The 25,405-nt window shown below is 74.5% G+C and carries 19 protein-coding genes; 6 read left to right on the top strand and 13 right to left on the bottom strand.

The window, feature by feature from the left end; translation table 11 throughout:
* The first annotated feature begins 26 nt into the window (after positions 1-26).
* A complete protein-coding gene (locus ABZ261_RS17135) occupies positions 27-1,202 on the top strand; it encodes a class I SAM-dependent methyltransferase (protein WP_356859853.1) in 1,176 nt (391 codons plus the stop codon).
* A 121-nt stretch (positions 1,203-1,323) separates the two neighbouring features.
* On the opposite strand, the gene ABZ261_RS17130 is transcribed toward ABZ261_RS17135, so the two are convergent.
* From ABZ261_RS17130 to tsaB, 6 genes are all read right to left on the bottom strand, one after another.
* A complete protein-coding gene (locus ABZ261_RS17130; protein WP_356859851.1) occupies positions 1,324-2,388 on the bottom strand; it encodes an LCP family protein in 1,065 nt (354 codons plus the stop codon).
* Positions 2,389-2,601: 213 nt separating this feature from the next.
* Entirely contained in the window at positions 2,602-3,651 is a 1,050-nt protein-coding gene (locus ABZ261_RS17125) for a LacI family DNA-binding transcriptional regulator (protein ID WP_356859849.1), read from the bottom strand.
* A gap of 399 nt (positions 3,652-4,050) precedes the next feature.
* Entirely contained in the window at positions 4,051-4,308 is a 258-nt protein-coding gene (locus ABZ261_RS17120; RefSeq protein WP_356859847.1) for a hypothetical protein, read from the bottom strand.
* Positions 4,305-5,402, bottom strand: a complete 1,098-nt coding sequence (gene tsaD, locus ABZ261_RS17115; protein WP_356859845.1) for a tRNA (adenosine(37)-N6)-threonylcarbamoyltransferase complex transferase subunit TsaD — start codon at positions 5,400-5,402, stop codon at positions 4,305-4,307. The genes ABZ261_RS17120 and tsaD overlap by 4 nt, the downstream gene beginning before the upstream one ends.
* Positions 5,395-5,925 carry a ribosomal protein S18-alanine N-acetyltransferase gene (rimI, locus tag ABZ261_RS17110; RefSeq protein WP_356859843.1) on the bottom strand — a complete coding sequence of 177 codons (531 nt, stop codon included), beginning with the start codon at positions 5,923-5,925 and terminating at the stop codon, positions 5,395-5,397. The genes tsaD and rimI overlap by 8 nt, the downstream gene beginning before the upstream one ends.
* On the bottom strand, positions 5,922-6,578 hold the full coding sequence (gene tsaB, locus ABZ261_RS17105) for a tRNA (adenosine(37)-N6)-threonylcarbamoyltransferase complex dimerization subunit type 1 TsaB (protein ID WP_356859841.1): 657 nt from the start codon (positions 6,576-6,578) through the stop codon (positions 5,922-5,924). Before tsaB ends, rimI begins: the two co-directional genes overlap by 4 nt.
* 112 nt (positions 6,579-6,690) lie before the next feature.
* Here tsaB and ABZ261_RS17100 point away from each other — a divergent pair, with 112 nt between their 5' ends.
* Entirely contained in the window at positions 6,691-7,242 is a 552-nt protein-coding gene (locus tag ABZ261_RS17100) for a hypothetical protein (protein WP_356859839.1), read from the top strand.
* A 1,431-nt stretch (positions 7,243-8,673) separates the two neighbouring features.
* On the opposite strand, the gene tsaE is transcribed toward ABZ261_RS17100, so the two are convergent.
* The 6 genes from tsaE to ABZ261_RS17070 form a co-directional block, all read right to left on the bottom strand.
* Positions 8,674-9,186 carry a tRNA (adenosine(37)-N6)-threonylcarbamoyltransferase complex ATPase subunit type 1 TsaE gene (gene tsaE, locus ABZ261_RS17095; protein WP_356859837.1) on the bottom strand — a complete coding sequence of 171 codons (513 nt, stop codon included), beginning with the start codon at positions 9,184-9,186 and terminating at the stop codon, positions 8,674-8,676.
* Positions 9,152-10,411, bottom strand: a complete 1,260-nt coding sequence (locus ABZ261_RS17090) for an alpha/beta hydrolase (protein ID WP_356859835.1) — start codon at positions 10,409-10,411, stop codon at positions 9,152-9,154. The genes tsaE and ABZ261_RS17090 overlap by 35 nt, the downstream gene beginning before the upstream one ends.
* A 127-nt stretch (positions 10,412-10,538) precedes the next feature.
* Positions 10,539-11,708: an alanine racemase gene (alr, locus tag ABZ261_RS17085; RefSeq protein ID WP_356859833.1), complete on the bottom strand. Its 1,170-nt coding sequence runs from the start codon at positions 11,706-11,708 to the stop codon at positions 10,539-10,541.
* Between the two features lie 58 nt (positions 11,709-11,766).
* Positions 11,767-12,783: a L,D-transpeptidase gene (locus tag ABZ261_RS17080; RefSeq protein WP_356859831.1), complete on the bottom strand. Its 1,017-nt coding sequence runs from the start codon at positions 12,781-12,783 to the stop codon at positions 11,767-11,769.
* Positions 12,784-13,381: 598 nt separating this feature from the next.
* Positions 13,382-14,815 (bottom strand): NAD(P)H-hydrate dehydratase, encoded by a 1,434-nt coding sequence (locus tag ABZ261_RS17075; protein WP_356859829.1) that lies wholly within the window; start codon positions 14,813-14,815, stop codon positions 13,382-13,384.
* 54 nt (positions 14,816-14,869) lie between these two features.
* Positions 14,870-15,241: a holo-ACP synthase gene (locus ABZ261_RS17070; RefSeq protein WP_356859828.1), complete on the bottom strand. Its 372-nt coding sequence runs from the start codon at positions 15,239-15,241 to the stop codon at positions 14,870-14,872.
* Between the two features lie 54 nt (positions 15,242-15,295).
* On the opposite strand from ABZ261_RS17070, the gene ABZ261_RS17065 reads away from it, so the two are divergent.
* Positions 15,296-16,078 (top strand): SDR family oxidoreductase, encoded by a 783-nt coding sequence (locus ABZ261_RS17065; RefSeq protein ID WP_356859827.1) that lies wholly within the window; start codon positions 15,296-15,298, stop codon positions 16,076-16,078.
* Between the two features lie 48 nt (positions 16,079-16,126).
* Here ABZ261_RS17065 and glmS read toward each other — a convergent pair whose 3' ends face one another.
* Complete coding sequence (gene glmS / locus ABZ261_RS17060; RefSeq protein ID WP_356859825.1) at positions 16,127-17,974, bottom strand: glutamine--fructose-6-phosphate transaminase (isomerizing); 1,848 nt, start codon at positions 17,972-17,974, stop codon at positions 16,127-16,129.
* Between the two features lie 649 nt (positions 17,975-18,623).
* Between glmS and ABZ261_RS17055 the strand changes: the two genes are divergently transcribed.
* From ABZ261_RS17055 to coaA, 3 genes are all read left to right on the top strand, one after another.
* Positions 18,624-23,558: a ricin-type beta-trefoil lectin domain protein gene (locus ABZ261_RS17055; RefSeq protein ID WP_356859949.1), complete on the top strand. Its 4,935-nt coding sequence runs from the start codon at positions 18,624-18,626 to the stop codon at positions 23,556-23,558.
* Positions 23,559-23,560: 2 nt separating this feature from the next.
* A complete protein-coding gene (locus ABZ261_RS17050) occupies positions 23,561-24,277 on the top strand; it encodes a hypothetical protein (RefSeq protein WP_356859823.1) in 717 nt (238 codons plus the stop codon).
* Positions 24,278-24,423: 146 nt separating this feature from the next.
* The gene (gene coaA, locus ABZ261_RS17045; RefSeq protein ID WP_356859947.1) at positions 24,424-25,392 is read left to right on the top strand and encodes a type I pantothenate kinase; all 969 of its coding nucleotides are present in this window, start codon (positions 24,424-24,426) and stop codon (positions 25,390-25,392) included.
* Positions 25,393-25,405 lie beyond the last annotated feature (13 nt).

Here is a 25,405-nt window from a genome sequence, read left to right as displayed (position 1 = left end):
TCCACCGACTGGCCCACAATGACCCGGTGAACGACCTCGCTCTGCTCCTCACCCCCGAAGGCCGGGCCCTCCTCGACGAGGTGCGCGGCACGGCCCCGGCGGACGAACTCGCCGTCGCCACCCGGCTGCGCCGCGACCACCCCGCCGAGCTGGTGTCGGCCGCGCTCGGCCAGGCGCGGCTGCGCCGGCGGGCGGCGGCCAAGTTCGGCGACGAGGACGCCGGGCGCATGTTCTTCACGCCGAACGGGGTCGAGCAGTCGACTCGGGCCGCCGTGGCGGCGTACCGGGCGCGCCGGTTCCGGGAGCTGGGCGTCACCTCCGTCGCCGACCTGTGCTGCGGGATCGGCGGCGACGCGATCGCGCTCGCGCGGGCCGGTATCCGGGTGCTGGCCGTCGACCGGGACGCGCCGACCGCGGCGGCCGCCCGCGCGAACGCGGAGGCGCTGGGGCTGGCCGGGCTGATCGAGGTGCGGGAGGCCGACGTCACGCAGGTGGACACCTCGTCCTTCGACGCCGTGTTCGTGGATCCCGCCCGGCGGGGCGGCCGCGGCCGGATCTTCGACCCCGAGGCGTACTCGCCGCCCCTGTCCTGGGCCGTGCGCGCGGCCACGGCCGCCCGGGTCGCCGCCCTGAAGATCGCCCCGGGCATCCCGCACGAGACCGTCCCGGACGCGGCCGAGGCCGAGTGGATCTCCGACGGCGGCGACGTGAAGGAGGCGGTGCTGTGGTTCGGGACCGGGGCGCCGGGCGCGGTGCGGGCCACGCTGCTGCCGGGCCCGCGCACGCTGGCCGGCCGCGGGCTGCCGGATCCGGAGGTGCGGCCGGTGGGGCGGTACCTGTACGAGCCGGACGGCGCCGTGATCCGCGCGCACCTGGTCGCGGAGGTGGCCGAGGAGGTCGGCGGGGGCCTGCTGGACCCGACCATCGCGTACGTCACCGCGGACGAACTGCGCCCCACGCCCTACGCCTCGGCCTACGAGATCACCGACCGGCTGCCCTTCAACGTGAAGAGGCTCAAGGCGCTGCTGCGCGAGCGGGAGGTGGGCACGCTGACCGTGAAGAAGCGCGGGTCGGCGGTCGAGCCGGAGGAACTGCGCCGGAAGGTGAGGCCGCAGGGGCCGAACGCGGCCACCGTGTTCCTCACGCGGGTCGCGGGGGCGCCGACGATGCTGCTGGGCGCGCCGGTGAAGAAGCCCGCCTGAGCTGTGCCCCCTGGCGGGCAGCGGGGCACGTCCCTGCCCGCTGCGGGCAGGGCCGGCCGCCCGTACCGGTCCCGTGCCCGCCCGCGGCGGTGCGGGCGGCCGTCGGCGGGCGGGGTCCGGCTCAGCGCAGGGACGCCCACAGCCGGCTCGCCGCCGGTTCCGCGGCGACGACCCGGTTGGGGTCGGAGGGCGCCGTGACCACCGGCATGGTCACCGTCTTCACCCGGTCGGCGGTCAGGCCCCGCAGGCTGCGGGCGAGGTCGGTCAACTCGCTCAGGGAGTCCAGGCCGGTGTCGGTGGTGAGGCCGGCGGTGGCGGCGTCGGCGACCCGGTACAGCCTGGCCGGGTCGGTGAGCAGCCCGGCCCCGGACATCCGCTCCAGCAGCGCCTTCACCAGCGTCTGCTGCAGCCCTGTGCGGCCCAGGTCGCTGCCGTCGCCTATGCCGTGCCGGGTGCGGGCCAGGGCGAGGGCCTGCCTGCCGTCGAGGTGGTGGGCGCCGGCCCGCAGGTGCAGCCGGCTCTTGTCGTCGTCGATGTCCTCGCCGGTGGTGACGTCGACTCCGCCGAGCGCGTCGACCAGTGCGGCGAACCCGGAGAAGTCGATCTCGAGGTAGTGGTCCATGCGGACGCCCGTGAGCGACTCGGCGGTCTTCACCGCGCACACCGGACCGCCCGCCTCGTACGCGGTGTTGAACATGACCCCGTGCGCCACCGCGGTGGAACCGCCGGAGGGCAGGGGGCAGGACGGGCGGGTGACGAGCGTGTCGCGCGGGATGCTGACGACGGTGGCGCTCGTCCGGCCCGCGTCGAGGTGGACGACCATCGCGGTGTCGGACCGGGCTCCGCCGCTGTGGCCGCCGCCCAGTTCCCGGTCGGCCGCGCTGTCGCGCGAGTCCGAGCCGAGGAGCAGGAGGGTGAGGGGGCCGGCGGGCGGCGGGGAGCCGGGCGCGGACGGGGCGGCCGCCGCCCGGGCGGGGCGGTCGTCGCCGAGCGCGTTGTCGATGTCCACGCCGGTGATGTTGCGGTCCAGGTGCCGGTACGCCCAGCCTGCCGCCACGCCCAGCAGCAGGGCGCCCGCCGTGATCAGGCCGGCGGCCCGCAGCGCCGCCCGCCGCCGGCCCGCCGGTCTCCCCGCGTCGTCCTGCTCCGTGTCTCGCGTCACGACAGGACCATAGGTCCGCGACATGAAGAACCCGTGAGGAGCGGCGGCCGCCGCGGAGTGCGGGGCAGGCGTTCCTCCCGCCGGCGCCGTCGGCGCCGGGTCGCCGCCGCGCCGGGAGGCGTCGGAACCCGAGGTGGCCGAACCACCGGCCGGCACCGGCCCGTTCGTGGTCGCAACAGGGCGTCGGCGCACGGCACGGCCGTCCCCGTCCGGGTGCAGCCCTCTCCCGGGGGCCCGTCAGGACGGCCGGTCCTCCCGGCTCCCGGCGGGCGCCGCCGTGCTCGACCGCACCACCAGGCTCGTGGCCAGCTCCACCCGGGTCGCGGCCCGCTCCTCCGCCGCGCGCCCCAGTTCCAGCACCAGCCGGGCCGCGGCCTCGGCCATCTCGGTCAGCGGCTGCCGGACGGTCGTCAGCGGGGGCCCCACCCAGCGGGCCACCGGCAGGTCGTCGAAGCCGACCACGCTGACATCCTCCGGGATGCGCAGCCCGAGTTCGCGTGCGGCCTCGTACAGGCCGAGGGCCTGCAGGTCGTTGCCCGTGAACACGGCGGTCGGCCGGTCCGGTCGGCGCAGCAGCTCCAAACCCAGGCGGTAGCCGGCGTCGTGGTGGAAGTCGCCGGTCACGACGAGCGAGGGATCGACGGGGAGACCGGCCGTCTCCAGCGCGGCCCGGTAGCCGTCGACCCGGGCCCGGCTGCACATCATGCGGGACGGGCCGCTGATCGCGCCGATCCGGGTGTGACCGAGGTCGACCAGGTGACGGGTGGCGGCCAGCCCGCCCTGCCAGTTGGTCGCGCCGATCGAGGGCACGTCCGGGCCCGGGTCGCCGGCCGGGTCCATCACCACGAACGGGATGGAGCGGCTGGTCAGCAGCGCCCGCTGGGACTCGTCGAGCCCGGACAGCACCAGCACCACGCCGTGCGGGCGGCGGGCGGCGACCTGGTCGGCCCAGGTCCGGCCCGGGGTGAGCCGCCCGGCCGACTCGGACAGGACCACGCTCAGCCCGGCGTCCCGGGCGACGTTCTCCACGCCTCTGATGACCTCCATCGCCCAGGCGCTCTCCAGCTCGTGGAAGACCAGGTCGATCAGGGGCGAGCGGGACGCCTCCGCGCGCCGGCGCCGGTAGCCGTAGGCGCGCAGCAGTTCCTCGACGCGGGTGCGGGTCGCGGGGGCCACGTCGGCGCGGCCGTTGAGCACCTTCGAAACAGTCGGAGCGGACACCCCGGCCTCACGGGCGATCTCGGCGAGGGTCGCCGTCTGCGTTCCTGCGGACTTCGGAGGTCTCATGGCCCGGATCGTATCCGTGCGGAGCGCCTCGACGCAGGTGCTCGTACGGCAGAGATGTCCGGAACATTCGAGGCACGTGGCGAAACATTCGCCGGACCATGCCCGGGACGGGTGTCCGGGGCGGCGGGTCCGCACAGGGCACGGGGGGCCGTGCGGCGTGCCGGGGAGGAGCGGGGGCGGCGCCGAACGGCGGCTCACCGGCGGCTCAACGAGAACACCCCGCCTCCGGTGTCCCGGGGGCGGGGTGTTCGACGGAGCGCCGGGCAGGCCTTGCACCTGCATCTCCCCGCAGGAAGCGGGGCGTCTTTCCTTGGACCACCAACGCACTGCGTCCGGGCCGGTGTTCCGGCCGTTCGCTGTGTGATGATCATAGCCCAGACCGGGGGTGCCCGCGCAACCTCAGCGGTCCGCCACCGCCTCGAACCGCCACCGGTGCACGGCACGCGTCACCAGACCGTCGTCCGGCTCGGGCAGTTCGGGCAGTTCGGCGTCGTACGGCGCGTCCCACCACGTGATGACCAGCACCCGGTCCTGGGGCGCGCGGAACGTCTCCCGGCGCAGCGGATCGGCGGCGAGCCGCTGCCCGCGCACCCAGTCCAGCAGCTCCCCGCCCCGGCCCTCGACGGCCCGGGCCTCCCACATCAGGGCGACGGTCACGAGTAGAGGTTCTCCTCGCCGGCCTCGTGCACGTGGTCGTGGCCGTGGTCCCGGCCGGGCACGTGCGGATCGGTCACCGGGAGGGAGGAGTCGGCCGACAGGTCCCAGTCGGAGGCGGCCCGGCCGCGGGCGACCATCTCGGCGCCGAGCGCGGCGACCATCGCGCCGTTGTCCGTGCACAGCTTGGGCCGCGGGACGCGCAGACGGATCCCGGCCGCGTCGCAGCGCTCCTGGGCGAGCGCGCGCAGACGGGAGTTGGCGGCGACGCCGCCGCCGATCATCAGGTGGTCGACGCCCTCGTCCTTGCAGGCGCGGACGGCCTTGCGGGTCAGCACGTCGACGACGGCCTCCTGGAAGGAGGCGGCCACATCGCGGACCGGGACCTCCTCGCCGGCCGCGCGCCTGGCCTCGACCCAGCGGGCCACGGCGGTCTTCAGGCCGGAGAAGGAGAAGTCGTACGCCGGGTCGCGCGGACCGGTGAGGCCGCGCGGGAAGGCGATCGCCTCCGGGTCGCCCTCCTTCGCGTACCGGTCGATGACCGGACCGCCGGGGAAGCCCAGGTCCAGCACGCGGGCGATCTTGTCGAAGGCCTCGCCCGCGGCGTCGTCGATGGTGGAGCCCATCGGCCGGACGTCGGAGGTGATGTCCGCGGACAGCAGCAGCGAGGAGTGGCCGCCGGAGACCAGCAGGGCCATCGTCGGCTCGGGCAGCGGGCCGTGCTCCAGCTGGTCGACGCAGATGTGCGAGGCGAGGTGGTTGACGCCGTACAGCGGCTTGCCCAGGGCGTAGGCGTACGCCTTGGCCGCCGAGACGCCGACGAGCAGGGCGCCGGCCAGACCGGGACCGGCGGTGACGGCGATGCCGTCCAGGTCCCTGGCGCTGACCCCGGCCTCCTTCAGCGCGCGGTCGATGGTCGGGACCATCGCCTCCAGGTGCGCCCGGGACGCCACCTCCGGCACGACACCGCCGAAGCGGGCGTGCTCGTCCACGCTGGAGGCGACGGCGTCCGCCAGCAGGGTGGTGCCGCGGACGATGCCGACGCCGGTCTCGTCACAGGAAGTCTCGATGCCGAGGACGAGGGGTTCGTCAGCCATTGATCTCGGTTCCTTGTCCGGATGGGGCGCCCGCGGCGAAGCCGCCGTCGGGCGCTGTGGTCAGGCGCATCACCAGGGCGTCCACGTTCCCCGGCTGGTAGTAGCCGCGCCGGAAGCCGATGGGGGCGAAGCCGAAGCGCTCGTAGAGCTTCTGGGCGCGGACGTTGTCGACCCGGCACTCGAGCATCACCTCCTGGCACTCGAACGCGGTCGCGGCGCGCAGCAGCTCGGTGAGCAGGCGGGCGCCGAGGCCGGTGCCCTGGTGGTCGCGGGCCACGGCGATCGTCTGGACGTCGGCCAGCTCGCCGGAGGAGGCGAGGCCCGCGTAGCCCACGATCCGGCCGCCGGTCTCGGCGACGAGGTAGCGCCGGGTCGCCTCGGGCCCCCGGGCATGGGCCAGCTCGGACCAGAACATGCCCCGGGACCAGGCGTCCTCGGGGAACAGGTCCTTCTCCAGCTCCAGGACCGGGTCGATGTCCCACCAGCGCATCTCGCGCAGTCGGGGGGGTGCCGGCTGTGTCACTTCGGGGTGACCACCTTGTAGTTCTTGGGGACCTGGGCGTCCGGCCGGCGCAGGTACAGCGGCCGGGGCGCCGGGAGTTCCTCGCCCGCGGCGAGTTTCTCGACGGCGAGCGAGGCGAGGGCGGCGGCGGACACGTGCTCGGGCCCGCGGGCGACCGGGAACGTGTCCGGGTAGAGCAGCGCGCCCGCGCCGACCGCCGGGAGCCCCGCGACCCGCTCGGCGATGTCGGCGGGGCGGTCGACGGCCGGGTCGGTGAGGCGGGTGCGGGAGTCGGCGTACGTGGCCCAGTAGACCTCCTTGCGCCGGGCGTCGGTCGCCACGACGAAGGGGCCCTCGTCGACGTCGGCGGCGTGGGCGAGGCCGTCCAGTGTGCACACGCCGTGCACCGGGACGCCCAGCGCGAGGCCGAAGGCGTCGGCCGTCGTCAGGCCGACGCGCAGGCCGGTGTAGGGGCCGGGGCCGATGCCGACGACGATCCCGGTGACCGCCTCCAGCTTCAGCCCGGCCTCGGCCAGGACGCGGTCGACGGCCGGCAGCAGCAGCTCTCCGTGCCGGCGCGCGTCCACCTGGCTCGACGAGGCGACGACGTCCGTGCCGTCGTGCAGGGCGACGGTGACGGCGGGTGTTGCGGTATCCAGAGCGAGCAAGAGCACGCGAACAGCCTACGGCGCTCGCGGCTCGCGCACGGCCGTCCGGTGCGGACGGTCACCGACTGCTACGGTCGGTGAGAATGCGACATATGGTGCGAAACAGAGGTGGGCGCAGGTGGCAGGGACCAGCTCGGCAATCGTGGCCGGCCTCACCGCCGCGGCCGTCGCAACGGTGGGCTTCCTCGCCTACCGGGCCCAGGCGACCGTCCCGGCCAGCCTGGGCGGCAGGCCCGCGGCCAGCGCCGGGGCCCTGCCGAAGGCGCCGCGGGACCGGCACGACCCCACCGCCCTGCCGGCCGGCTCCGGTACGGGTGAACGCGTCGTGTACTCGGTGGACGACGACCGGGTCTGGCTGGTCGGCGGGCGCAACCAGGTGCTGCGCACCTTCCCGGTGCGCCCGGGCAGCGTCGACCCTCCGCCGGGCACCTACTGGGTCACCTCCCGCTCCAACGCGGTCACCGGGACCGACGGCCTCCCCATCGAGCACGTGGTGCGCTTCACCAGCGTGGACGGGGTGGCGATCGGGTTCAGCGCGGCGGTGGGCGACGCCACGGCCACGACGGCCGACCCGAACGTCAGGACCGGCGGCATCCGGGAGACCCGTGAGGACGGGGACGCGATGTGGAACTTCGCGACGATCGGCGTGCGCGTCATCGTGATCCGCTAGCGGAGCGGTGAGGAGCGCGCCCGGGCGCCCCGGCGGGTGACCGTGGCTCCCGGGCCGTTCGACGAGAACCGCGGCGCCCGCCACGCACACCCGGTGCGGTGATCGCCGCCCCGAGCCGGAGGCCGAGAACCCACGCAGACGCCCGCCCGCCACACCCGCGCCGATGACCCCAAGACACCGGGCGCCGCGCCCGAACCACCGCGACGGCACCGACGCTCGGCCGGCACCACCGTGCCGGTGATCGCCGCCCCGAGCCAGAACCCGAAGCCACGCAGACGCCCCGCCACCAAACCCGCGCCGGGGATCCCAAAGCACCGGGCGCTGCGCCCGAACCACCGCGCCGGCATCGGCGCTCGCTGACACCACCGTGCCGGTGATCGCCGCCCCGCGGGGCACTCCCGCCCCCGAGCCGGAGGCCGAGAACCCACGCAGACCCCCGGCCGCCTTACCCGCGCCGATGACCCGAAGACGCCGGGCGCGGCGCCCGAACCACCGCGACGGCACCGGCGCTCGGCCGGCACCACCGTGCCGGTGATCGCCGCCCCGCGGGGCACTCCCGCCCCGAGTGGGAAGCCCAGAACCCACGCAGACGCCCGCCGCCACACCCGCGCCGATGACCCCAAGACACCGGGCGCTGCGCCCGAACCACCGCGACGGCACCGGCGCTCGACCGACACCACCGTGCCGGTGATCGCCGCCCCGAGCCAGAACCCGAAGCCACGCAGACGCCCCGCCACCAAACCCGCGCCGGAAATCCCAAAGCACCGGGCGCTGCGCCCGAACCGCCGCGACGACATCGGCGCTCGGCCGGCACCACCGTGCCGATGATCACGCCTCGCCGAGGCGCTGCGTCCGGATCACTGCGAGGGGGCGCCGCCCTGGCCCGAGGGCCGGGAACGGCGCAGCCGCTTCAGCCGGACTGAAGGGCCCGGTCCGCTCGGGGACCAGGGGCCGCGCGGACGTCCGCCGCGTACCGGCGGCGTGCCGGGTCATGCGCCTTCCGAGCGCTCTGCCCGGACCACCGTGAAGGGTCGGGTCCGCACGCCGGACCGGGAGGCGCGGACGTCCTTCGTCACCTTCACGCGTCTCGGCAGACATCCCGCCCGAGCCGCGCTCTGCCCGTGCCAGCGTGGTCAGGCTGCCCGGGCGGGGCCGGGGCGGGGGGCTTCGGGGCCGCTTCCCACGGTGGCCTGGAGATCACGGCCGCCGCCGCGCACGACGCCAGCAGGTCGCGCAGGGACACGGCAGCGGGCACGGCGGGCCTGGGCCGGCCGGCGGACCGGGCTGCGGGCCGGGCTGCGGTCATGGGCGCCTCCTGCGGTGCGGGGGCGGCGAGGCGAGCAGGCCTGACTCCGGGCGGGACACCATGTCACCACGCCCGGAACACCGCGCGCAACAGTGTGCCGACGGCCTGTCGGGAAGCGCTGCGGCTCAGCCGGCGAGCGTCTCCAGGCCGGCGTCGGCCCACCGCTCCCCCAGCCCGGTCACCGTAACGTGCCGGACCTCGTCGGTGGTGTCGCCGACCGCACGGTGGATGACGACGTGGAGCCGGTCCTCGGTCAGCTCCTCGACCTTGCCCTCGCCCCACTCCACGACGATCACCGAGTCGGGCAGCGAGACGTCGAGGTCCAGGTCCTCCATCTCGTCCAGGCCGCCGGAGAGCCGGTAGGCGTCGACGTGCACCAGGGGCGGGCCGTCGCCGAGGGACGGGTGCACCCGGGCGATCACGAAGGTCGGCGAGGTGACCGCGCCGCGCACGCCGAGGCCCTCGCCGAGCCCGCGCGTCAGCGTGGTCTTGCCCGCGCCGAGCTCCCCGGTGAGCATCACCAGGTCGCCGGCGCGCAGCAGCTCGGCGAGCCTGCGTCCCAGCTCCCGCATCTGCTCCGGGGAGGTGACGGTCAGCCGGGTCTCAGTGGGGCGGGGCGGTGCTGCTGGTCGTTCCATAGCCACTTACGGTAGCCCCTGCGGGCACCGCGCCCGCGCGGGTGAGCAGGTCGGCGAGGCGGTCGGTCACCACCTCCGCGTGTTCCAGCATCACCAGGTGCCCGGCGTCCGGCACGAGCACCAGCTCGGCGTCCGGGAGCAGGTCGGCTATGGCCTCGCTGTGCTCGCTGGGGGTGACCAGGTCCCGCACCCCGGCCAGCACCAGCACCGGCATGTCCCGGAAGCAGGCGAGCGCCTCGGTCTTGTCGTGGTCGGCGAAGGCCGGGTAGAACTCGGCGACCACGTCGATCGGCGTCGACTCGATCATCCGCTCGGCGAACCGCTCCACCGCCGGGTCGACGTCCCGCCCCGCGAACGAGTACCGCTTGATGATCCCGGCGAACAGGTCGGCGGTGGCCCGGCGTCCCTTCTCCACCAGTTCCGCCTGCTGTCCGAGGGCCTTCAGCACGCCCGGGAGGATCCGGCGCACCGCGTTCACGCCGGCCAGCGGAAGCCCGAAGTTGACCTCGCCGAGCCGCCCCGGCGAGGTCCCCACGAAGGCGGTGGCGACGACCCGGTCCCGGATCAGCTCGGGGTACTGGGCGGCGAGCGCCATCACGGTCATGCCGCCCATCGAGTGGCCGACCAGCACGACCGGCCCGTCGGGCACGGCGGCGTCGAGCACGGCCTTCAGGTCGCGGCCGAGCTGGTCGATGGTGACGGGCGTCCGGTCCCGGGTCTGGGCCACGCCCCGCCCGGACCGCCCGTGGCTGCGCTGGTCCCAGTGCACGGTCCGCACGACCCCGCGCAGGGCCGCGCGCTGGAAGTGCCAGGAGTCCTGGCTGAGGCAGTAGCCGTGGCAGAAGACGACGGTCACCGGGGCGGGCGCCTTGCGGCCGAAGAGCCGGCGCCGGCGCGGGGACAGGGTCTGGTGCGGGTCGGCCTCGGTCTCGTCGACCTCGAAGTACAGCTCGGTGCCGTCGTCGGCGTACGCCTTGCCGGGCGTGCCGCGCAGCGTGCCGTACGGGCCCGCCGAGTCCAGTGCCAGCCGGGCCCGGCGGCGCATCTCGCGTCCCACCGTCATCCGCTCGATGGCGACGCCGGCCGCCGCGCCCGCGGCGAGGACGCCCAGCGCGGCGCCGGCGAGGCCGGTGGCCCGGCGCCAGCTCCCGGCCGCCCCCGCGGCGGAGGCGGCGGCCGCCGAGACGACGGCGTCCGCCACGGCCTCCGCACTGCTGTCGCTCACGTACCGCTCCTCCTCGTCGTACTGCAGTTCGCCCGCGTGGACGGACGTTCGGTGCAGGGTGTGGCCGGCGTGACCGGTGTGGCCGTGGCGGGATGCTCCCGGTGTCCCGTTGCCGTCCCCGGACGGGTTACCCGGCTTCTTCCCCGTTCACATAGACGCGAGGAACGCGCGTCCCGATGCGCGTGACGATCTCGTAGGCGATGGTGCCGCAGGCCTGCGCCCAGTCCTCGGCGGTCGGCTCGCCCCGGTCGCCGGGGCCGAACAGCACGGCCTCCGCGCCCACCGGGGGCTCGTCGCCGGCCAGGTCCACCACGAACTGGTCCATGGCGACGCGCCCGGCGACCGTCCGCCACTTGCCGTCGACCAGCACCGGGCCGCTGCCCGAGGCGTGCCGCGGGATGCCGTCCGCGTAGCCGACCGGCACCAGGCCGAGGGTGGTCTCGCCGGGCGTGACGTAGTGGTGGCCGTAGCTGACGCCGTGTCCGCCGGGGACGCGCTTGACCAGGGCCAGCGAGGCGCTGAGCGTCATCACCGGGCGCAGCCCGAAGTCGGCCGGGGCGCCCAGCTCCGGGCTGGGCGAGACGCCGTACACGGCGATGCCCGTGCGGACCAGGTCGAAGTGGGTCTCGGGCAGGGTGAGGGTGGCCGGCGAGTTGGCGAGGTGCCGCACCTCCGGCCGTACGCCCTGCCGCTCGGCGAACGCCGTCATCTCCCGGAACCGGGCGAGCTGGGCGGCGACGGACGGGTGCCCGGGCTCGTCGGCGCACGCCAGGTGCGACCACAGCCCGGTGACCCGGATCAGCCCCTCGGCCTCGGCGCGCAGGGCCGCCGCGACCAGGCCGGCCCAGTCCTCGCCGGGCTGGCAGCCGCCCCGGCCGAGCCCGGTGTCGGCCTTCAGCTGCACGCGCGCCGTCCGCCCGGCCTCCCGGGCGGCGGCGGTGACCTCCCGCAGCGCCCACATGCCGCTCACCGACACGTCGATGTCGGCCTCGATCGCCTGCCGCCAGGGCCCGCCCGGCACCCACAGCCAGCACAGGATGCGGCCCGGCAGCCCCGCCGCGCGCAGCGCGAGGGCCTCCTCGGGGGTGGCCGTGCCCAGCCAGGAGGCGCCCGCCGCGAGGGCGGCGCGGGCGCACGGCACCGCCCCGTGGCCGTACGCGTCGGACTTGACGACCGCCATCACGGCGGCGCCCCGCGCCCGGGCGCGCAGGGCCCGCACGTTGGCGCGCAGGGCGCCCAGATCGATCTCGGCGCGGGCGCGCAGGGGGGCGCTCGGCACAGCTGCAGTCTCACTCATGGCGCCCTCAGTCTCTCAGAGGCCGCCGGCGGCCCCCCGGGGCCGCCCCCGCGCTCCGTCAGGTACCCGGCCGCCGCCCCCACACGTACACCTTGTCGCCCTTCTTCAGGACGCCCCACAGCGTGCGGGCGTCGGCGAGCTTCAGGTTGACGCAGCCCATGGAGCCGACGGTGGTGTGGATGCTGCCGTACACGGCGTGGAAGGCCTGGCCGCCGTCGAAGAACTGGGCGTACGGCATGGGCTGGTTGTACAGCGTCGACCAGTGGTTCTTGTGCTTCCAGTACACGGAGTGCCAGCCCCTCCGCGTGACGTGGCCCTTGCCCCCGCTGCGCATGGGCGCCGGCCCGAACAGCACCTTGCCGCCCTTCTGCACCCAGGTGAGCTGCCGGCTCAGATCGACGCAGGCGACCCGGTACGACCGCACCGGGCACTTCCCGGCGGCGTTCGGGTTCTTCCGGGCCGAGAGCAGCATCATGGTGGACCAGGTGACGGGGCCGGCGAACCCGATGGACGGCTTGATGCCGTGCGTGACCTGGAACGCGCGGATGGCCCTGCAGTCGGAGGCCGACTGCCTCCCGTCGGCCTTCAGCTTCAGCCACCGCTCGATCTGCCGCTGGTAGGGCCCGGTCTGCTTGCTGCACGCCACCTTGGCGACGGCGTCGCCCAACGGCACGTACTCGATGGGGTCGTACGTCCCCGGCGGCGCGTCCCTGGGCTCGACGGCGTCCTCCTCCGCGCTCGGCGTGTACACCCTCGGCGGCAGCGCCTGGTCCGGCGTGTCGATCTGCCAGGGCTGCGTGGGACCGGGGGGAACGCCGGGGACGAGGTCGGAGAGGGGTACGGGCGCGGGGGGTTTCGACGCGGGGGGTTTCGGCGCGGGTTTCGACGCGGGGGGTTTCGGCGCGGGGGGTTTCGGCGCGGGTTTCGGCGCGGCCGGGCGAGGGGCAGGGGGGTTCGGCGCGGCCGGGCGGGGGGCGGCGAGGGCCGCGGGTGCGGTGGCGCCGGCCGCGGGCAGGACGGTCGCGGCGGTGAGCAGCGCGGCGAGGGTCCGGTGCGCGGTACGTGTGCTGATCATGCGATCAGCCAAACGCGGTGGGGGTGTGGGGTGGGGGTGGCGCGCGGGCTGGGTCACCCGGGGGGTGGAGGGGGGCGGCCGTCCATCGGCCGGGTGCGGCTCCGTGGTGGCTGGGCGCGCAGTTCCCCGCGCCCCTGGCAGGGTTGGGCATGCCCTCGGTCGGGTGGTCCGGCCTGGCCGGCTGGCGGTGGCCGGGTGCGGGTCCGTGGTGGCTGGGCGCGCAGTTCCCCGCGCCCCTGACCGGGGTTCGGCGCACCCCCGGCTGCGGCCCGGGGGCGCTGTGAGGGCGGCCGGCTGCCGGTGATCGGGTGCGGGGTCGTGGTGGCTGGGCGCGCAGTTCCCCGCGCCCCTGGCAGGGTTGGGCATGCCCTCGGCTGCGGGGCCGGGGGCGCTGTGAGGGCGGCCGGCTGGCGGTGGCCGGGTGCAGGTCCGTGGTGGCTGGGCGCGCAGTTCCCCGCGCCCCTGACCGGGGTTCGGCATGCCCTCGGCTGCGGGGCCGGGGCCCTGTGGCTGGGCGCGCGGTTCCCCGCGCCCCTGGCCCGGGTTCGGGCTGCGGGGCCGGGGGCGCTGTGGGGGGGGCCGGCCGGCCGGCGGGGGGTCAGGGGTGGGTGTCTCTCCAGGCCTGCGGGATGCGGGCGGCGATGTCGTGCGCTCCCGCCGGTGCGCCGGCGGACGCGAAGCGGCCCGCGAGACCGTGCAGGTACGCCCCGACGCTGCCCGCGTCCACCGCTCCCAGCCCCGCCGCCAGCAGCGACCCGGCGAGCCCCGACAGGACGTCCCCGCTCCCGGCGGTGGCCAGCCACGGCGTGCCCGTGGCGTTCACCCGCACCGCGCCGCCCTCGCAGTCGGCGACCAGCGTCGTCGATCCCTTCAGCAGCACCGTCGCCCGGTACGCCGCCGCCAGCTCGCGCACCGCCGACAGCCGGGCCGCTTCGACCTCCTCCCGCCGCACCCCCAGCAGCGCGGCGGCCTCCCCCGCGTGGGGTGTCATCAGCGTCGGCGCCGTACGCCCCCGCACCGCGTCCCGCCCGGCCAGCCGCAGCCCGTCCGCGTCCAGCAGCACCGGCACGTCGACCGCCAGCACCTCCGCCACGGTCGCCGCGTCGTCGCCCGCGCCCGGCCCGACCACCCAGGCCTGCACCCGCCCGGCCTGCGCCGGCCCGGCGTCGGAGACCAGGGTCTCCGGGAAGCGCGCGAGGACGGCCTCGCCGGCGGGCCCGACGTACCGCACGGCCCCGGCGCCGCCCCGCAGCGCCCCGGACACGGCGAGCACGGCGGCCCCCGGGTACCGCGCCGACCCGGCGGCGATGCCGACGACCCCCCGCCGGTACTTGTCGCTCTCCGCGGCCGGCGCCGGCAACAGGCGTGCCACGTCGGCGTGTTGCAGCGCCTCCAGGACAGCGGAGCCGCCCGGCGGCGCCAGCCCGATGTCGACGAGGCGCACGACCCCGGCGTACTCCCGCGCCGGATCCACCAGCAGTCCCGGCTTGTACGCGCCGAACGTGACGGTCAGGTCCGCCCGGAGCGCGGCGCCCCGCACCTCCCCGGTGTCCGCGTCGACCCCGCTCGGCAGGTCCACGGCCACCACGGCCGCCCCGGACCGCGCGACCGTACCGGCGAGCCGCTCGGCGTCCGGCCGCAGTCCGCCCTTTCCGCCGATGCCGACGATCCCGTCCACGACCAGGTCGGCCCGCCCGATGAGGTCACCGGCGGCGTCGGGGGAGGCGACCGAGCCGCCGGCCCGCCGCAGGGCGGCGAGGCCCCCGCCGTGGACCCGGCCGGGCGACAGCGGCACCGCCGTCACCCCGGCGCCCCGGCGGGCCAGCCGCGCTCCCGCGTACAGGGCGTCCCCGCCGTTGTCGCCGCTGCCGACGAGCAGCACCACCCGGCTGCCGTACACCCGTCCGAGCAGTTCGGCGCAGGCGGCGGCCAGCCCGGCGGCGGCCCGCTGCATCAGCGCGCCCTCCGGCAGCCGCGCCATCAGCGCCCGTTCGGCCGTCCTCACCGTCTCCACGCTGTACGCAGTACGCATGCCGTCGAGTCTCCCCCGAAGCGGCGGGCGTACGCACCCGGGCCGCGGGACCGGTCACCCCTCGGCGACCACCACGGCCGAGGCGACGCCCGCGTCGTGACTGAGCGACACGTGCCAGGCCCGCACGCCCAGCTCCGCGGCCCGCGCGGCGACGGTCCCGCGGACCCGCAGGCGCGGCTGCCCGCTGTCCTCCACGTACACCTCGGCGTCGGTCCAGTGCAGCCCGGGCGGCGCCCCCAGCGCCTTCGCCAGCGCCTCCTTGGCGGCGAACCGGGCCGCCAGCGACGCGACGCCCCGCCGCTCCCCGCTCGGCAGCAGCATTTCCCGCTCCACGAACAACCGGTCGGCCAGCCCGGGCGTCCGTTCCAGGGACACCCGGAACCGGTCGATCTCGGCCACGTCGATGCCCACCCCGATGATGCTCATGCCGAGCACCCTACGACCCGTGTCCGGTGACGCCGTGTCGCCTACGCTTCGGGCATGTCCTCCTCGCGCGCCTACCTCAGCGGCCTCTTCTCCCTGGACGGCCGTGCCGCCGTGGTGACCGGAGGCAGTTCGGGCATCGGGCGGGCCGTCGCGGGGGCGCTGGCGCGGGCCGGAGCGCGCGTCGTCGTCGTGGCCCGGCGGCAGCGGGAACTGGCCGCGACGGTCGAGGAGTTGCTGGACGACGGGTGCCGGGCGGCCTGGGTGAGCGGGGATCTGAGCACCCGTTCGGGGGTGCGCACGGCGGCCGAGGAGGCCGCCGGCGTCTTCGGCGAACCCGACATCCTCGTCAACTGCGCGGGCGTCAATCCGCGTCCGCCGATGGACGAGCTGGACGAGGGCGTGTGGGACGCCACCATGGCCGTGAACCTGGAGGCGCCCTTCCTGCTGGGCCGGCGGTTCGGGCCCGCCATGGCCGGGCGGGGTTTCGGCCGGATCATCCACATCAGCTCCCAGCAGGCGCACCGGGCGTTCGCGCGCAGCGGCGCGTACGGCGTCTCCAAGGGCGCGCTGGAGTCGCTGGCCCGTTCGCAGGCCGAGGCCTGGTCGCCGTACGGCGTCACCTGCAACACCCTGGTGCCGGGCTTCGTGCCGACCCCGCTGAACGCGCGTCTGTCGTCCGACCCCGGGAGGGTCGCGGCGCTGGCCGCGCGCACCATGGTGGGCCGCAACGGCCTCGCCGAGGACTTCGCGGGGGCGGCGGTGTTCCTGGCGAGCGGCGCCTCCGCCTATGTCACGGGCCAGTCGATCCACGTGGACGGCGGCTTCTCCGTGCACTGAGCGGGCGGCTCCCCCGCGAAAGGCGCGCCCGCCCCTGCGCCGCGTCCCTCACTCCACCGTGACCGACTTGGCGAGGTTGCGCGGCTGGTCCACCTCGTTGCCGCGCGCGGTCGCCAGCTCGCAGGCGAAGACCTGGAGCGGGACCGTGGCCACCAGCGGCTGGAGCAGGGTGGGGGTGGCCGGGACGCGGATGAGGTGGTCGGCGTACGGGACCACGGCCTCGTCGCCCTCCTCCGCGATCACGATGGTCCGCGCCCCGCGCGCCCTGATCTCCTGGATGTTGGACACGATCTTGTCGTGGAGCACGGACCGGCCGCGGGGTGAGGGCACGATCACCACGACGGGCAGGTCCTCCTCGATCAGGGCGATCGGCCCGTGCTTGAGCTCGCCCGCCGCGAAGCCCTCGGCGTGCATGTAGGCCAGCTCCTTGAGCTTGAGCGCGCCCTCGAGGGCCACCGGGTAGCCGACGTGCCGGCCCAGGAAGAGCACCGTGTTCTTCGTCGCCAGCGTCCGCGCCAGCGCCCGTACCGGCTCCATGGTCCCGAGGACCCGCTCGACCTCCACCGAGATCCGGGACAGGTCTTTGATCACGGCCTGGATCTCGTCGCCCCACTTCGTGCCGCGCACCTGGCCGAGGTACAGGGCGACCAGGTAGCAGGCGACCAGCTGGGTGAGGAACGCCTTGGTCGAGGCGACGGCGACCTCCGGTCCCGCGTGGGTGTACAGCACCGCGTCCGACTCGCGGGGGATCGTCGAGCCGTTGGTGTTGCAGATCGCCAGCACCTTGGAGCCCTGCTCGCGGGCGTGCCGGAGCGCCATCAGGGTGTCCATGGTCTCCCCGGACTGGGAGATGGCGATCACCAGGGACCGGCCGTCCAGGATCGGGTCCCGGTAGCGGAACTCGCTCGCCAGCTCCACCTCGCACGGGATCCGCGTCCAGTGCTCGATGGCGTACTTGGCGATCAGACCGGCGTGGAAGGCCGTGCCGCAGGCGACGATGACGACCTTGTCGATCTCCCGCAGTTCGGAGGGGCTGATCCGCACCTCGTCCAGGGTCAGCGAACCGGACGGGTCGATCCGGCCGAGCAGGGTGTCGGCGACCGCCTTGGGCTGCTCGGCGATCTCCTTGAGCATGAAGTAGTCGTACCCGGCCTTCTCGGCCGCCGAGGCGTCCCAGTCCACGTGGTACGAGCGGACGTCGGCCGGGCGGCCGTCGAAGCCGGTCACCGTCACGCCGTCGCGGCGCAGCTCCACCACCTGGTCCTGGCCCAGCTCGATCGCCGAGCGCGTGTGCTCGATGAACGCGGCGACGTCGGAGGCCAGGAACGCCTCGCCCTGCCCCACGCCCACCACGAGCGGCGAGTTCCGGCGGGCGCCGACCACCACGTCCGGGTCGTCGGCGTGCACCGCGACCAGCGTGAACGCGCCCTCCAGCCGCCCGCACACCAGGCGCATCGCCTCCGCGAGGTCGGCGGTCGCCGAGAACTCCTCGGCCAGCAGGTGGGCGACCACCTCCGTGTCCGTCTCGGAGTTCAGCCGGTGGCCCCGCTCGGCCAGTTCGGCGCGCAGCACGGCGAAGTTCTCGATGATGCCGTTGTGGACCACCGCGACCCGGCCCGCGTTGTCCAGGTGGGGGTGCGCGTTGGCGTCCGTGGGGCCGCCGTGGGTGGCCCAGCGCGTGTGCCCGATGCCGGTCGAGCCCGTCGGCAGCGGACGGTCGGCCAGCTCCTTCTCCAGGTTGACGAGCTTTCCGGCCTTCTTCGCGGCGGCCAGCCCGCCGTCCGCCGGCACGGCGACGCCCGCCGAGTCGTACCCCCGGTACTCCAGCCGCTTCAGCCCGGCCATCACGATCTCGAGCGCCGACCGCGACCCTACGTATCCCACGATTCCGCACATGAACGGCAGCCTAGGGCCGGAAGCCCGCCGAAAGGCCCCGCCGCCTGCCCGGAATCGGAAATTCCCACCGGGGTACGAAGGTCTCCGACGCCCTGTGCCCGGACGAGGACCGAGGTCGACAATCGGTCAACCTCCGGGGCCGCAGCAGGCGCCGCCCTGCTCGCCTTTCACGGCCGCGCACGGCGACGTCGCGCTGAGCAGGCTCGGTGAGCGCCGCCGGCCGGCGCGGTCCCCCGGCGAGGCGCGACGAGTTCACGCCAGTGGCGCGGACCACCGATGTGAACACTTGTCCGAGCGTACGGGTACGTGCCTAAGGTGTCGCCGCGCGCGGACGGAGCCCGACCTCTCCGTCGTCACGCGCGCCACCGAGCGACCGGGGGAACAGCGTCGCTCACGGGGGAGGGAGCTCATCGTCATGCCGTCGTACCGGCTGTCCACAGGTGTCGACGCCCGCTGGACCGGGCGTTCTTGAGGCGTTCACCGGAACCACCGCTTCTCCGTGTTCTTCGGCCGTCTCCCGGGCCGCACCCTCTCGACGCACGAAGAAAGGGATGTCCCCGTGCGCCACAGACCTTGGTTCCACCCGCCCGGAGGACGGCGATCGGGACGGCTGACCTCCGCGGTCACCTCCGTCGCCGCGCTGGCCGTCATGGCCGGGATCGCCGTGCAGCCCGGTTCCGTCCGGCTGTCCGCCGAGCCGGTCGCCGACTCCTACCCCTGGTACGAGGACACCGCCGCCGAACAACTGCGGCAGGACCAGTGCCTGATGGCCGACGTGCTGCGCCTGGGCGGGCCGTCGATGGCCGCGACCGCGCAGGGCGGCCTCAACCAGCCGCCGGACAAGCTCCACGTCCTGGCGGACAGGAAGAACTGGGAGCAGACGCCGCTCGCCGCCGCGTACCAGAAGGACAGGGACGCGGCGGACAGGGAACTCGGCGCCCTCTCCGCGCTGCAGAACGGGTGGAAGAAGCCCCTCGACGGGCTGGCCACCCCCGGCGGATTCACCGACACGGACTTCCACTGGCCGCCCGGCACGGGTGACGACGGCCGCAAGGGGTTCTACGAGCAGACCGGTCTGACCCCTTGGATCGCCGACCGGTTCTGGAAGGACGACGACGACTTCTACGACGACGCCACTCCGAAGGCCGACGACAGGACCCTGAAGGCCGTCGACGACGTGGGCGCCCCGCTCTACGGCAAGGACCCCGACCCGGCCGGCACCACCCAGCAGGAGTGGAACCGGGCGCTCGCCGAGCGCAGCGCGTTCGAGTGGATGCACGGCGGCCCCGGCAGGAACGCGGGCGCCGACGACGCCCGCGTCTTCCTCGCCTCCGGGGGCTTCCCGCGCAGCGCTCCGCAGCCCGGCACACCGGAGTACCGCATCGCGGTCGAGGACGTGAAGACCCGGTTCGCGGCGTGCGGCTGGCGTGACCCGCTGGACCCGGACGGCGTGCTGGACGGCATCACCGCCGCCGCGGCCGACGAGTGGCAGAAGGAGATCGCCTCCCAGGCCTCCCAGCGCAACCAGATCGTCGACGCGAACAAGACCGCCGTCGACGCCCTGTCCAAGGGCGCGAAGGCCCTGGGCGAGATGCTTGGGCACTCCTGGGCCGCCGATCACCTGACGCGCTGGCAGGACTACTGGAGCGCCGGAGGCATCGGCTGGATCGGCGACGCCCCGCTGGAGATCCGGGTGGAGGCGGCCAAGGGCAAGTGCCTGGACGTCCAGGGAGCCGGCAAGACGAACGGCACCCCCGTCCAGATCTACACCTGCAACGACAGCAGCGCCCAGAAGTGGCAGCTGTGGGCCTCCTACGAAGGCGGCCACACCCTGCGGAACGTCAACTCCGGCAAGTGCCTGGAGGTGCTGAACGGCGCCGACGCCAACGGAACGAAGATCCAGATCCGGGACTGCGGCAGCGCCCGGGCCCAGCAGTGGACGTTCGACGTCCGCGCCGCGGGCGGGCTGCGCAACGCCGCCACGGGCAAGTGCCTGAACCTGGCGGCGTTCGACAACGGCAAGGACGCCCTGCTCTCCACGTGCAACGGATCCGACGCGCAGAAGCTGCGGATCGTGCCCGACGGTCACACCGGTGACGACCAGCCGGGTTACCCGGACAAGGCGCAGTTCGACAAGGCCAAGGCCGGCGTCGCCGCCGCCCAGGCCGGGGCGGCGAAGCAGCTGGCCGTGGTCAAGGCGCAGTCGGCCGCCGCGCAGAAGGCCGCGACCACCTCGGACACGGCCGTCCAGGCCGCCTACGACATCGCCGACGCGGCCGGTGCGCCACGCGGCCGGGGTCTTCTGGTCGGTCAGCAGAAGGCGCAGGTCACCAAGGGTGTAGCGGCGGCTCTCGCGGCACTGGTGAAGGCCGGTGAGACGGCCGAAGCCGCCACCCGCGCCTCCGCCGGGGACAGCGCGGCCATCGCCCAGCGCGCCCTCGCCCAGGCCGCGCAGTCCAAGGCGGAGTTCCGCAAGAAGGCCGCCGAGACGGCCGAGTGGCAGGCCAAGGCGGCGGCCGACGCGGCCAAGGTCCACCGCGACAACGCCAAGAAGGACAAGGAGACCGCGCAGGCCAAGCTCGCCGACGCGCTGAAGGCCGAGGGCGACGCCAAGGCGGCCGCCGCCGACGCGCACGCCAAGCGGCTCGCCGCTGAGGCCGAGGAGAAGACCGCCAAGGCGGAGAAGGAGAAGGCCGCGGCCAAGCGGGCCGAGGCCGCCCAGCACCGCAAGAACGCCGAGTCCGAGGCGACGAAGGCGAAGGACGCCAAGGACAAGGCGGAGGCGGCCGAGAAGACCGCCGGGAGCAAGCGCGACGACGCCGTCGAGGCACGCGACCACGCCAAGGCCATGCGCGACGACGCCTGGGAGGCCGAACAGAAGGCGGAGGCGGCCCGCGCCAAGGCCTACGCCAAGATGGCCTACGCCGACAAGCTGGAGTCCGGCGAGGCGGCCGAGGACGCGCGCGCCGCGGCGGACGCCGCGGACAAGGCGGCCGACGACGCCGAGGCGGCCGCCACCCGAGCGCGCTCGCAGGCCGACGCCGCGACCGAGGCGGCGGCCGACGCGGACGCCGCGGCCACCCGCGCCGAGGCGGCGGCGAAGCGCGCCCGCTCGGACGCGGACGCCGCGCAGGCCGACAAATTGAAGGCCGACGCGGCGGTCAGGACCGCGACCAGCGCCGCGGCGGACGCCATCAAGGCCTCCCAGGACGCCGCCGCCGAGGCCAGGGCCGCGGTGAAGCTCGCCGACGAGGCCGAGAAACACGCCAAGGACTCCAAGGCGCAGGCCGACGCGGCGGACAAGGAGGCCGGCAACGCGGTCGCGGCCGCGGCGAAGGCCGCCGGCTACGCCCACGTCACCGCGCAGGCGGCCGTGGACGCCGGGAAGGCGGCCAAGGAGGTCGCCGACCCCGCCAACGACGCGGTCCAGCTCGGCTCCCGCTATGCCGACACCGACTCCGCCGCCGGTCTGGTGGTGCTGACCGGGCAGGCGTCGAAGTCGATCGCGGAGCAGCAGAAGGCCGTCGCGGACGCGCACGCCAAGAACGCCGCCGCCGAGGCGGACGCCGCGAAGAACCTCGCCGACCAGGCCAAGGGCGACGCCAAGGAGGCCTACACGCACGCGGCGAACGCGGCCAAGTACGCGGCCGACGCCCGCACCTGGTCCAAGGAGGCCCTCGGCTACGCGGCCGACGCCGCCGAGGCCGCCTCAGCGGCGCAGGCCTCCCTGGCCCGCACCATCGAGTACGACCAGCAGGCCACCGAGGACGCTGCAGCGGCCGACAAGGCCGCCGGCAACGCCGAGGGCTACGCCGAGGACGCCCGCGACTCCGCCGACGCCGCCGAACTCGACGCCGAAGCCGCCCGCTCCGCCGCCGCCCGGGCCGAACAGGACGCCAAGGACGCCCGCGCGGCCGCCACCCGCGCCGACGCCGCCGCGACCGAGGCCGAGAAGGCGGCCGAGGAAGCCGACACGTACGCCACACAGGCCCAGGAGGCAGCCGACAGGGCCGAGAAGGCGGAGAAGGCCGGACAGATCGGCACCGGCACCGTCGCCGACGAGAACGGCTCGATCGGCAACGTCTTCTACGTCGTCGACCACATCGAGAAGACCGGCGACCCGGAGGTCGTCGGCAAGTCCAAGAGCTGCGACAGCTGGCTCAGCAAACTCGCCTACAAGGGCGACTGCACGATCACCTCGAAGATCCGGTTCAAGGCCGTCCTCGACCTCTACCTGTGCACCGCGGAGGACCTGGACCCGCAGAAGTTCATGTGCCCGACCGGTGCGACGGCCTACCTCGGCGAGGTCAAGACCAAGGAACTGTCCCAGACGGTCTCGCACACCATCACCATCGCCGAGTTCCAGGAGAACGTCGACCCGATCGACATCCTGTTCGGAAGCTGGATCAAGTGCGCCCAGAAGGTCGTCCCCGGCGGTGAGGGCGGCAGCCTGGGCGGATGCGCCTGGGCGGCCGTGGACGTCGTCTCCCTGTTCGCCGGCACGATCATCCGGCCCATCGCGGAAGCGCTGCGCGCCGTGGACGCCGCGTTCGTCACCGGCGTCGGCGTCCGGGACGCGTTCAAGGCGCTGAAGGCCCTCGAAGGCGTGGACACGGCGGCGGTCGCCGCGATCGAGAGGGAGGTCGAGCTCTACGAGGAGCTGACGACCGCGTGCACACGCAACAGCTTCCCCGGCGGCACCCCGGTCCTCATGGCGGACGGATCCCGCAAGGCGATCCGCGACGTCCGCCTCGGCGACCTGGTCCGCGCCACGGACCCGCAGACCGGGCGGCCGTCCGCACGGCGGGTGACCGACACCATGCGGCACGACACCCGGCGGCTGGTGGACATCACGGTGGCCGGCGGGGTGCTGTCCAGCACGGCGGGCCACCGCTTCTTCGTGCGGCACCGCGGCTGGACACAGGTCTCCGCGCTGCGCACCGGCGACCGCCTGCGCACGCCGGACGGCACGTTCCGGTCCGTGACGGCCGTGAAGGACCGAGCCGGTCTGCCGCCCCGCGAGGTGTACGACCTGACGGTCGACGGCGTGCACACGTTCTACGTCGGCACCGCAGGCGCCCGCCCGCAGAGCGTCCTGGTCCACAACTGTGTGAACATCCTCCTCGACGAGGACGTCGAAGGCGCTCACACCATCGCCGAGCATGTGAAGAAGTCGGACAGCGAGATGGCGGCGAAGGCGCTGGACCCGCAGAACACCAAGGGCATCGCCACGCGCTGGGCCAGCGAGAGCGTCGCCGCCGAAGCCGTGGACAAGGCCATCACGCAGTGGCTGCAGCACCACGCGGACCATGTGACCGAGCTGCGCGCCTGGGAGACCAAGATGGCCCAGAAGTACGGCAAGGGAGGCCGTTTCGACCCGCGGACCGATCTGAAGACCATCCGCTGGGAAGTACGGGACATGCGGGTCCAGCTGGGCGACAAATGGGTACGCGACGGCTCTCGAGCGGTGAAGAGCGCCGTCGAGACCGACTGGGTCGTCGTGCAGCTGAAGTACATCGGCAAGAAGAACGCCCAGCATCCGCACGGCAAGTGGGTCGTCTACACCTCCTATCTGGAGAAGTGACGGTGGCTGACGGGACTGCGCACGAGAACGCTGCCGGGGACGGGCACCTGGAGGACGTCTACGTGACGGACCTCGGGCTGACCTGGCTGGCCTCGCGGTGGGAGGTGCTGGACGAGTTCTACGGGCAGTACGCCCGCTCCCGTCCCGAGGCCGGGCCCGTCGCGGTGTGGCTCGAGATGACGAGAGCGGCGGTCGACGAGTTCGACCGCTCGAAGGCCGCCCGACTGGGCCAGGACGTCCAGCGGCTGCTGCGTTCCCCGCTGACGGACGGGACGATCCGCACGGTGTGGCTCGCCGCCACCCACGGGATCTTCGATCCGCGGCAGCACGGCATGAGCACCGGCGCCTGGCTGCGGAAGATCGAGGAGACATGGCTGGCCCGGGTGCGCCAGGACGACCCCTCGTTCGTCCCCCCGCCACCACGGCCCGTGGTGGACGAGGCACTGCGGCGGGCCGTCCTCCGAGTGATCCACCCGGTGGCGGAAGGACTGCGCCTCGCGGTCGAGCATCCCGCGTACGGCACTGCGGTGACCGGTCTCGTCCCCGCTCTGGAGCGGGTGGTCACCGAGTCGTGCGCGGACCTCGGCTACCGGCTGTTCCTCCGGGCCGTGAAGGCGTACCGCGTACCGGCCGACCGGCCGGGTCTCGTCGCCCTGGGTGAGCGGTTCGGCTACCCGCGATGGGTCGTACCCGAGGGACTCGTCGACCGGACCGGCTGACGCTCCGCGGCGCGGGGGCGGGGGGACCGACGCGGTCCGCCCGCCCCCGCGGCACGCCCCGGGCCCGGCGGGCACGTGACACACCCCACCCCGCCGGCCCGTTCAACCTCCGTTAACAATGGACTGTGATCTCACCGGTCTCCCCGATGCCCCGGAGCGCCCACCGGCACAGGCCGGAGGCGACTCCCTACGTCGACCTCACCCGCGCCGAGTGGAGCGCGCTGCGCGACAAGACGCCGCTGCCGCTCACCGCCGAGGAGGTGGAGAAGCTCCGCGGTCTCGGGGACGTGATCGACCTGGACGAGGTGCGGGACATCTACCTCCCGCTCTCCCGGCTCCTCAACCTCTACGTCGGCGCCACGGACGGCCTGAGGGGGGCGCTGAACACGTTCCTCGGGGAGAAGGGCTCCCAGTCCGGCACCCCGTTCGTCATAGGGGTCGCCGGCTCGGTGGCCGTGGGCAAGTCCACCGTGGCCCGCCTGCTGCAGGCCCTGCTCTCCCGCTGGCCGGAGCATCCGCGGGTGGAGCTGGTGACGACGGACGGCTTCCTGCTGCCCACCCGGGAGCTGGAGGCCCGCGGCCTGATGTCGCGGAAGGGGTTCCCGGAGTCCTACGACCGCCGGGCCCTCACCCGCTTCGTCGCCGACATCAAGGCCGGCAAGGACGAGGTGACCGCGCCGGTCTACTCGCACCTGATCTACGACATCGTGCCGGGCGAGAAGCTCACCGTCCGCCGCCCGGACATCCTGATCGTGGAGGGCCTGAACGTCCTCCAGCCCGCCCTGCCCGGCAAGGACGGCCGCACCCGGGTCGGTCTCGCCGACTACTTCGACTTCAGCGTGTACGTCGACGCGAGCGCCGAGGACATCGAGCGCTGGTACCTCAACCGCTTCAAGAAGCTGCGCCAGACGGCCTTCCAGAACCCGAACTCGTACTTCCGCAAGTACACGCAGGTCTCCGAGGAGGAGGCCCTGGACTACGCCCGCACGCTCTGGCGGACGATCAACAAGCCCAATCTGGTCGAGAACATCGCCCCGACCCGCGGCCGGGCCACGCTCGTCGTGCGCAAGGGCGCGGACCACAAGGTGCAGCGGCTGCGGCTGCGCAAGCTGTGACGTCTACGCTGCC

Source organism: Streptomyces sp. NPDC006193 (genome assembly GCF_040613915.1).
Classification (GTDB): Bacteria; Actinomycetota; Actinomycetes; order Streptomycetales; family Streptomycetaceae; genus Streptomyces.
The sequence above is the reverse complement of the archived record's forward strand: the minus strand, read 5'-3'. Positions and strand labels throughout refer to the sequence as shown.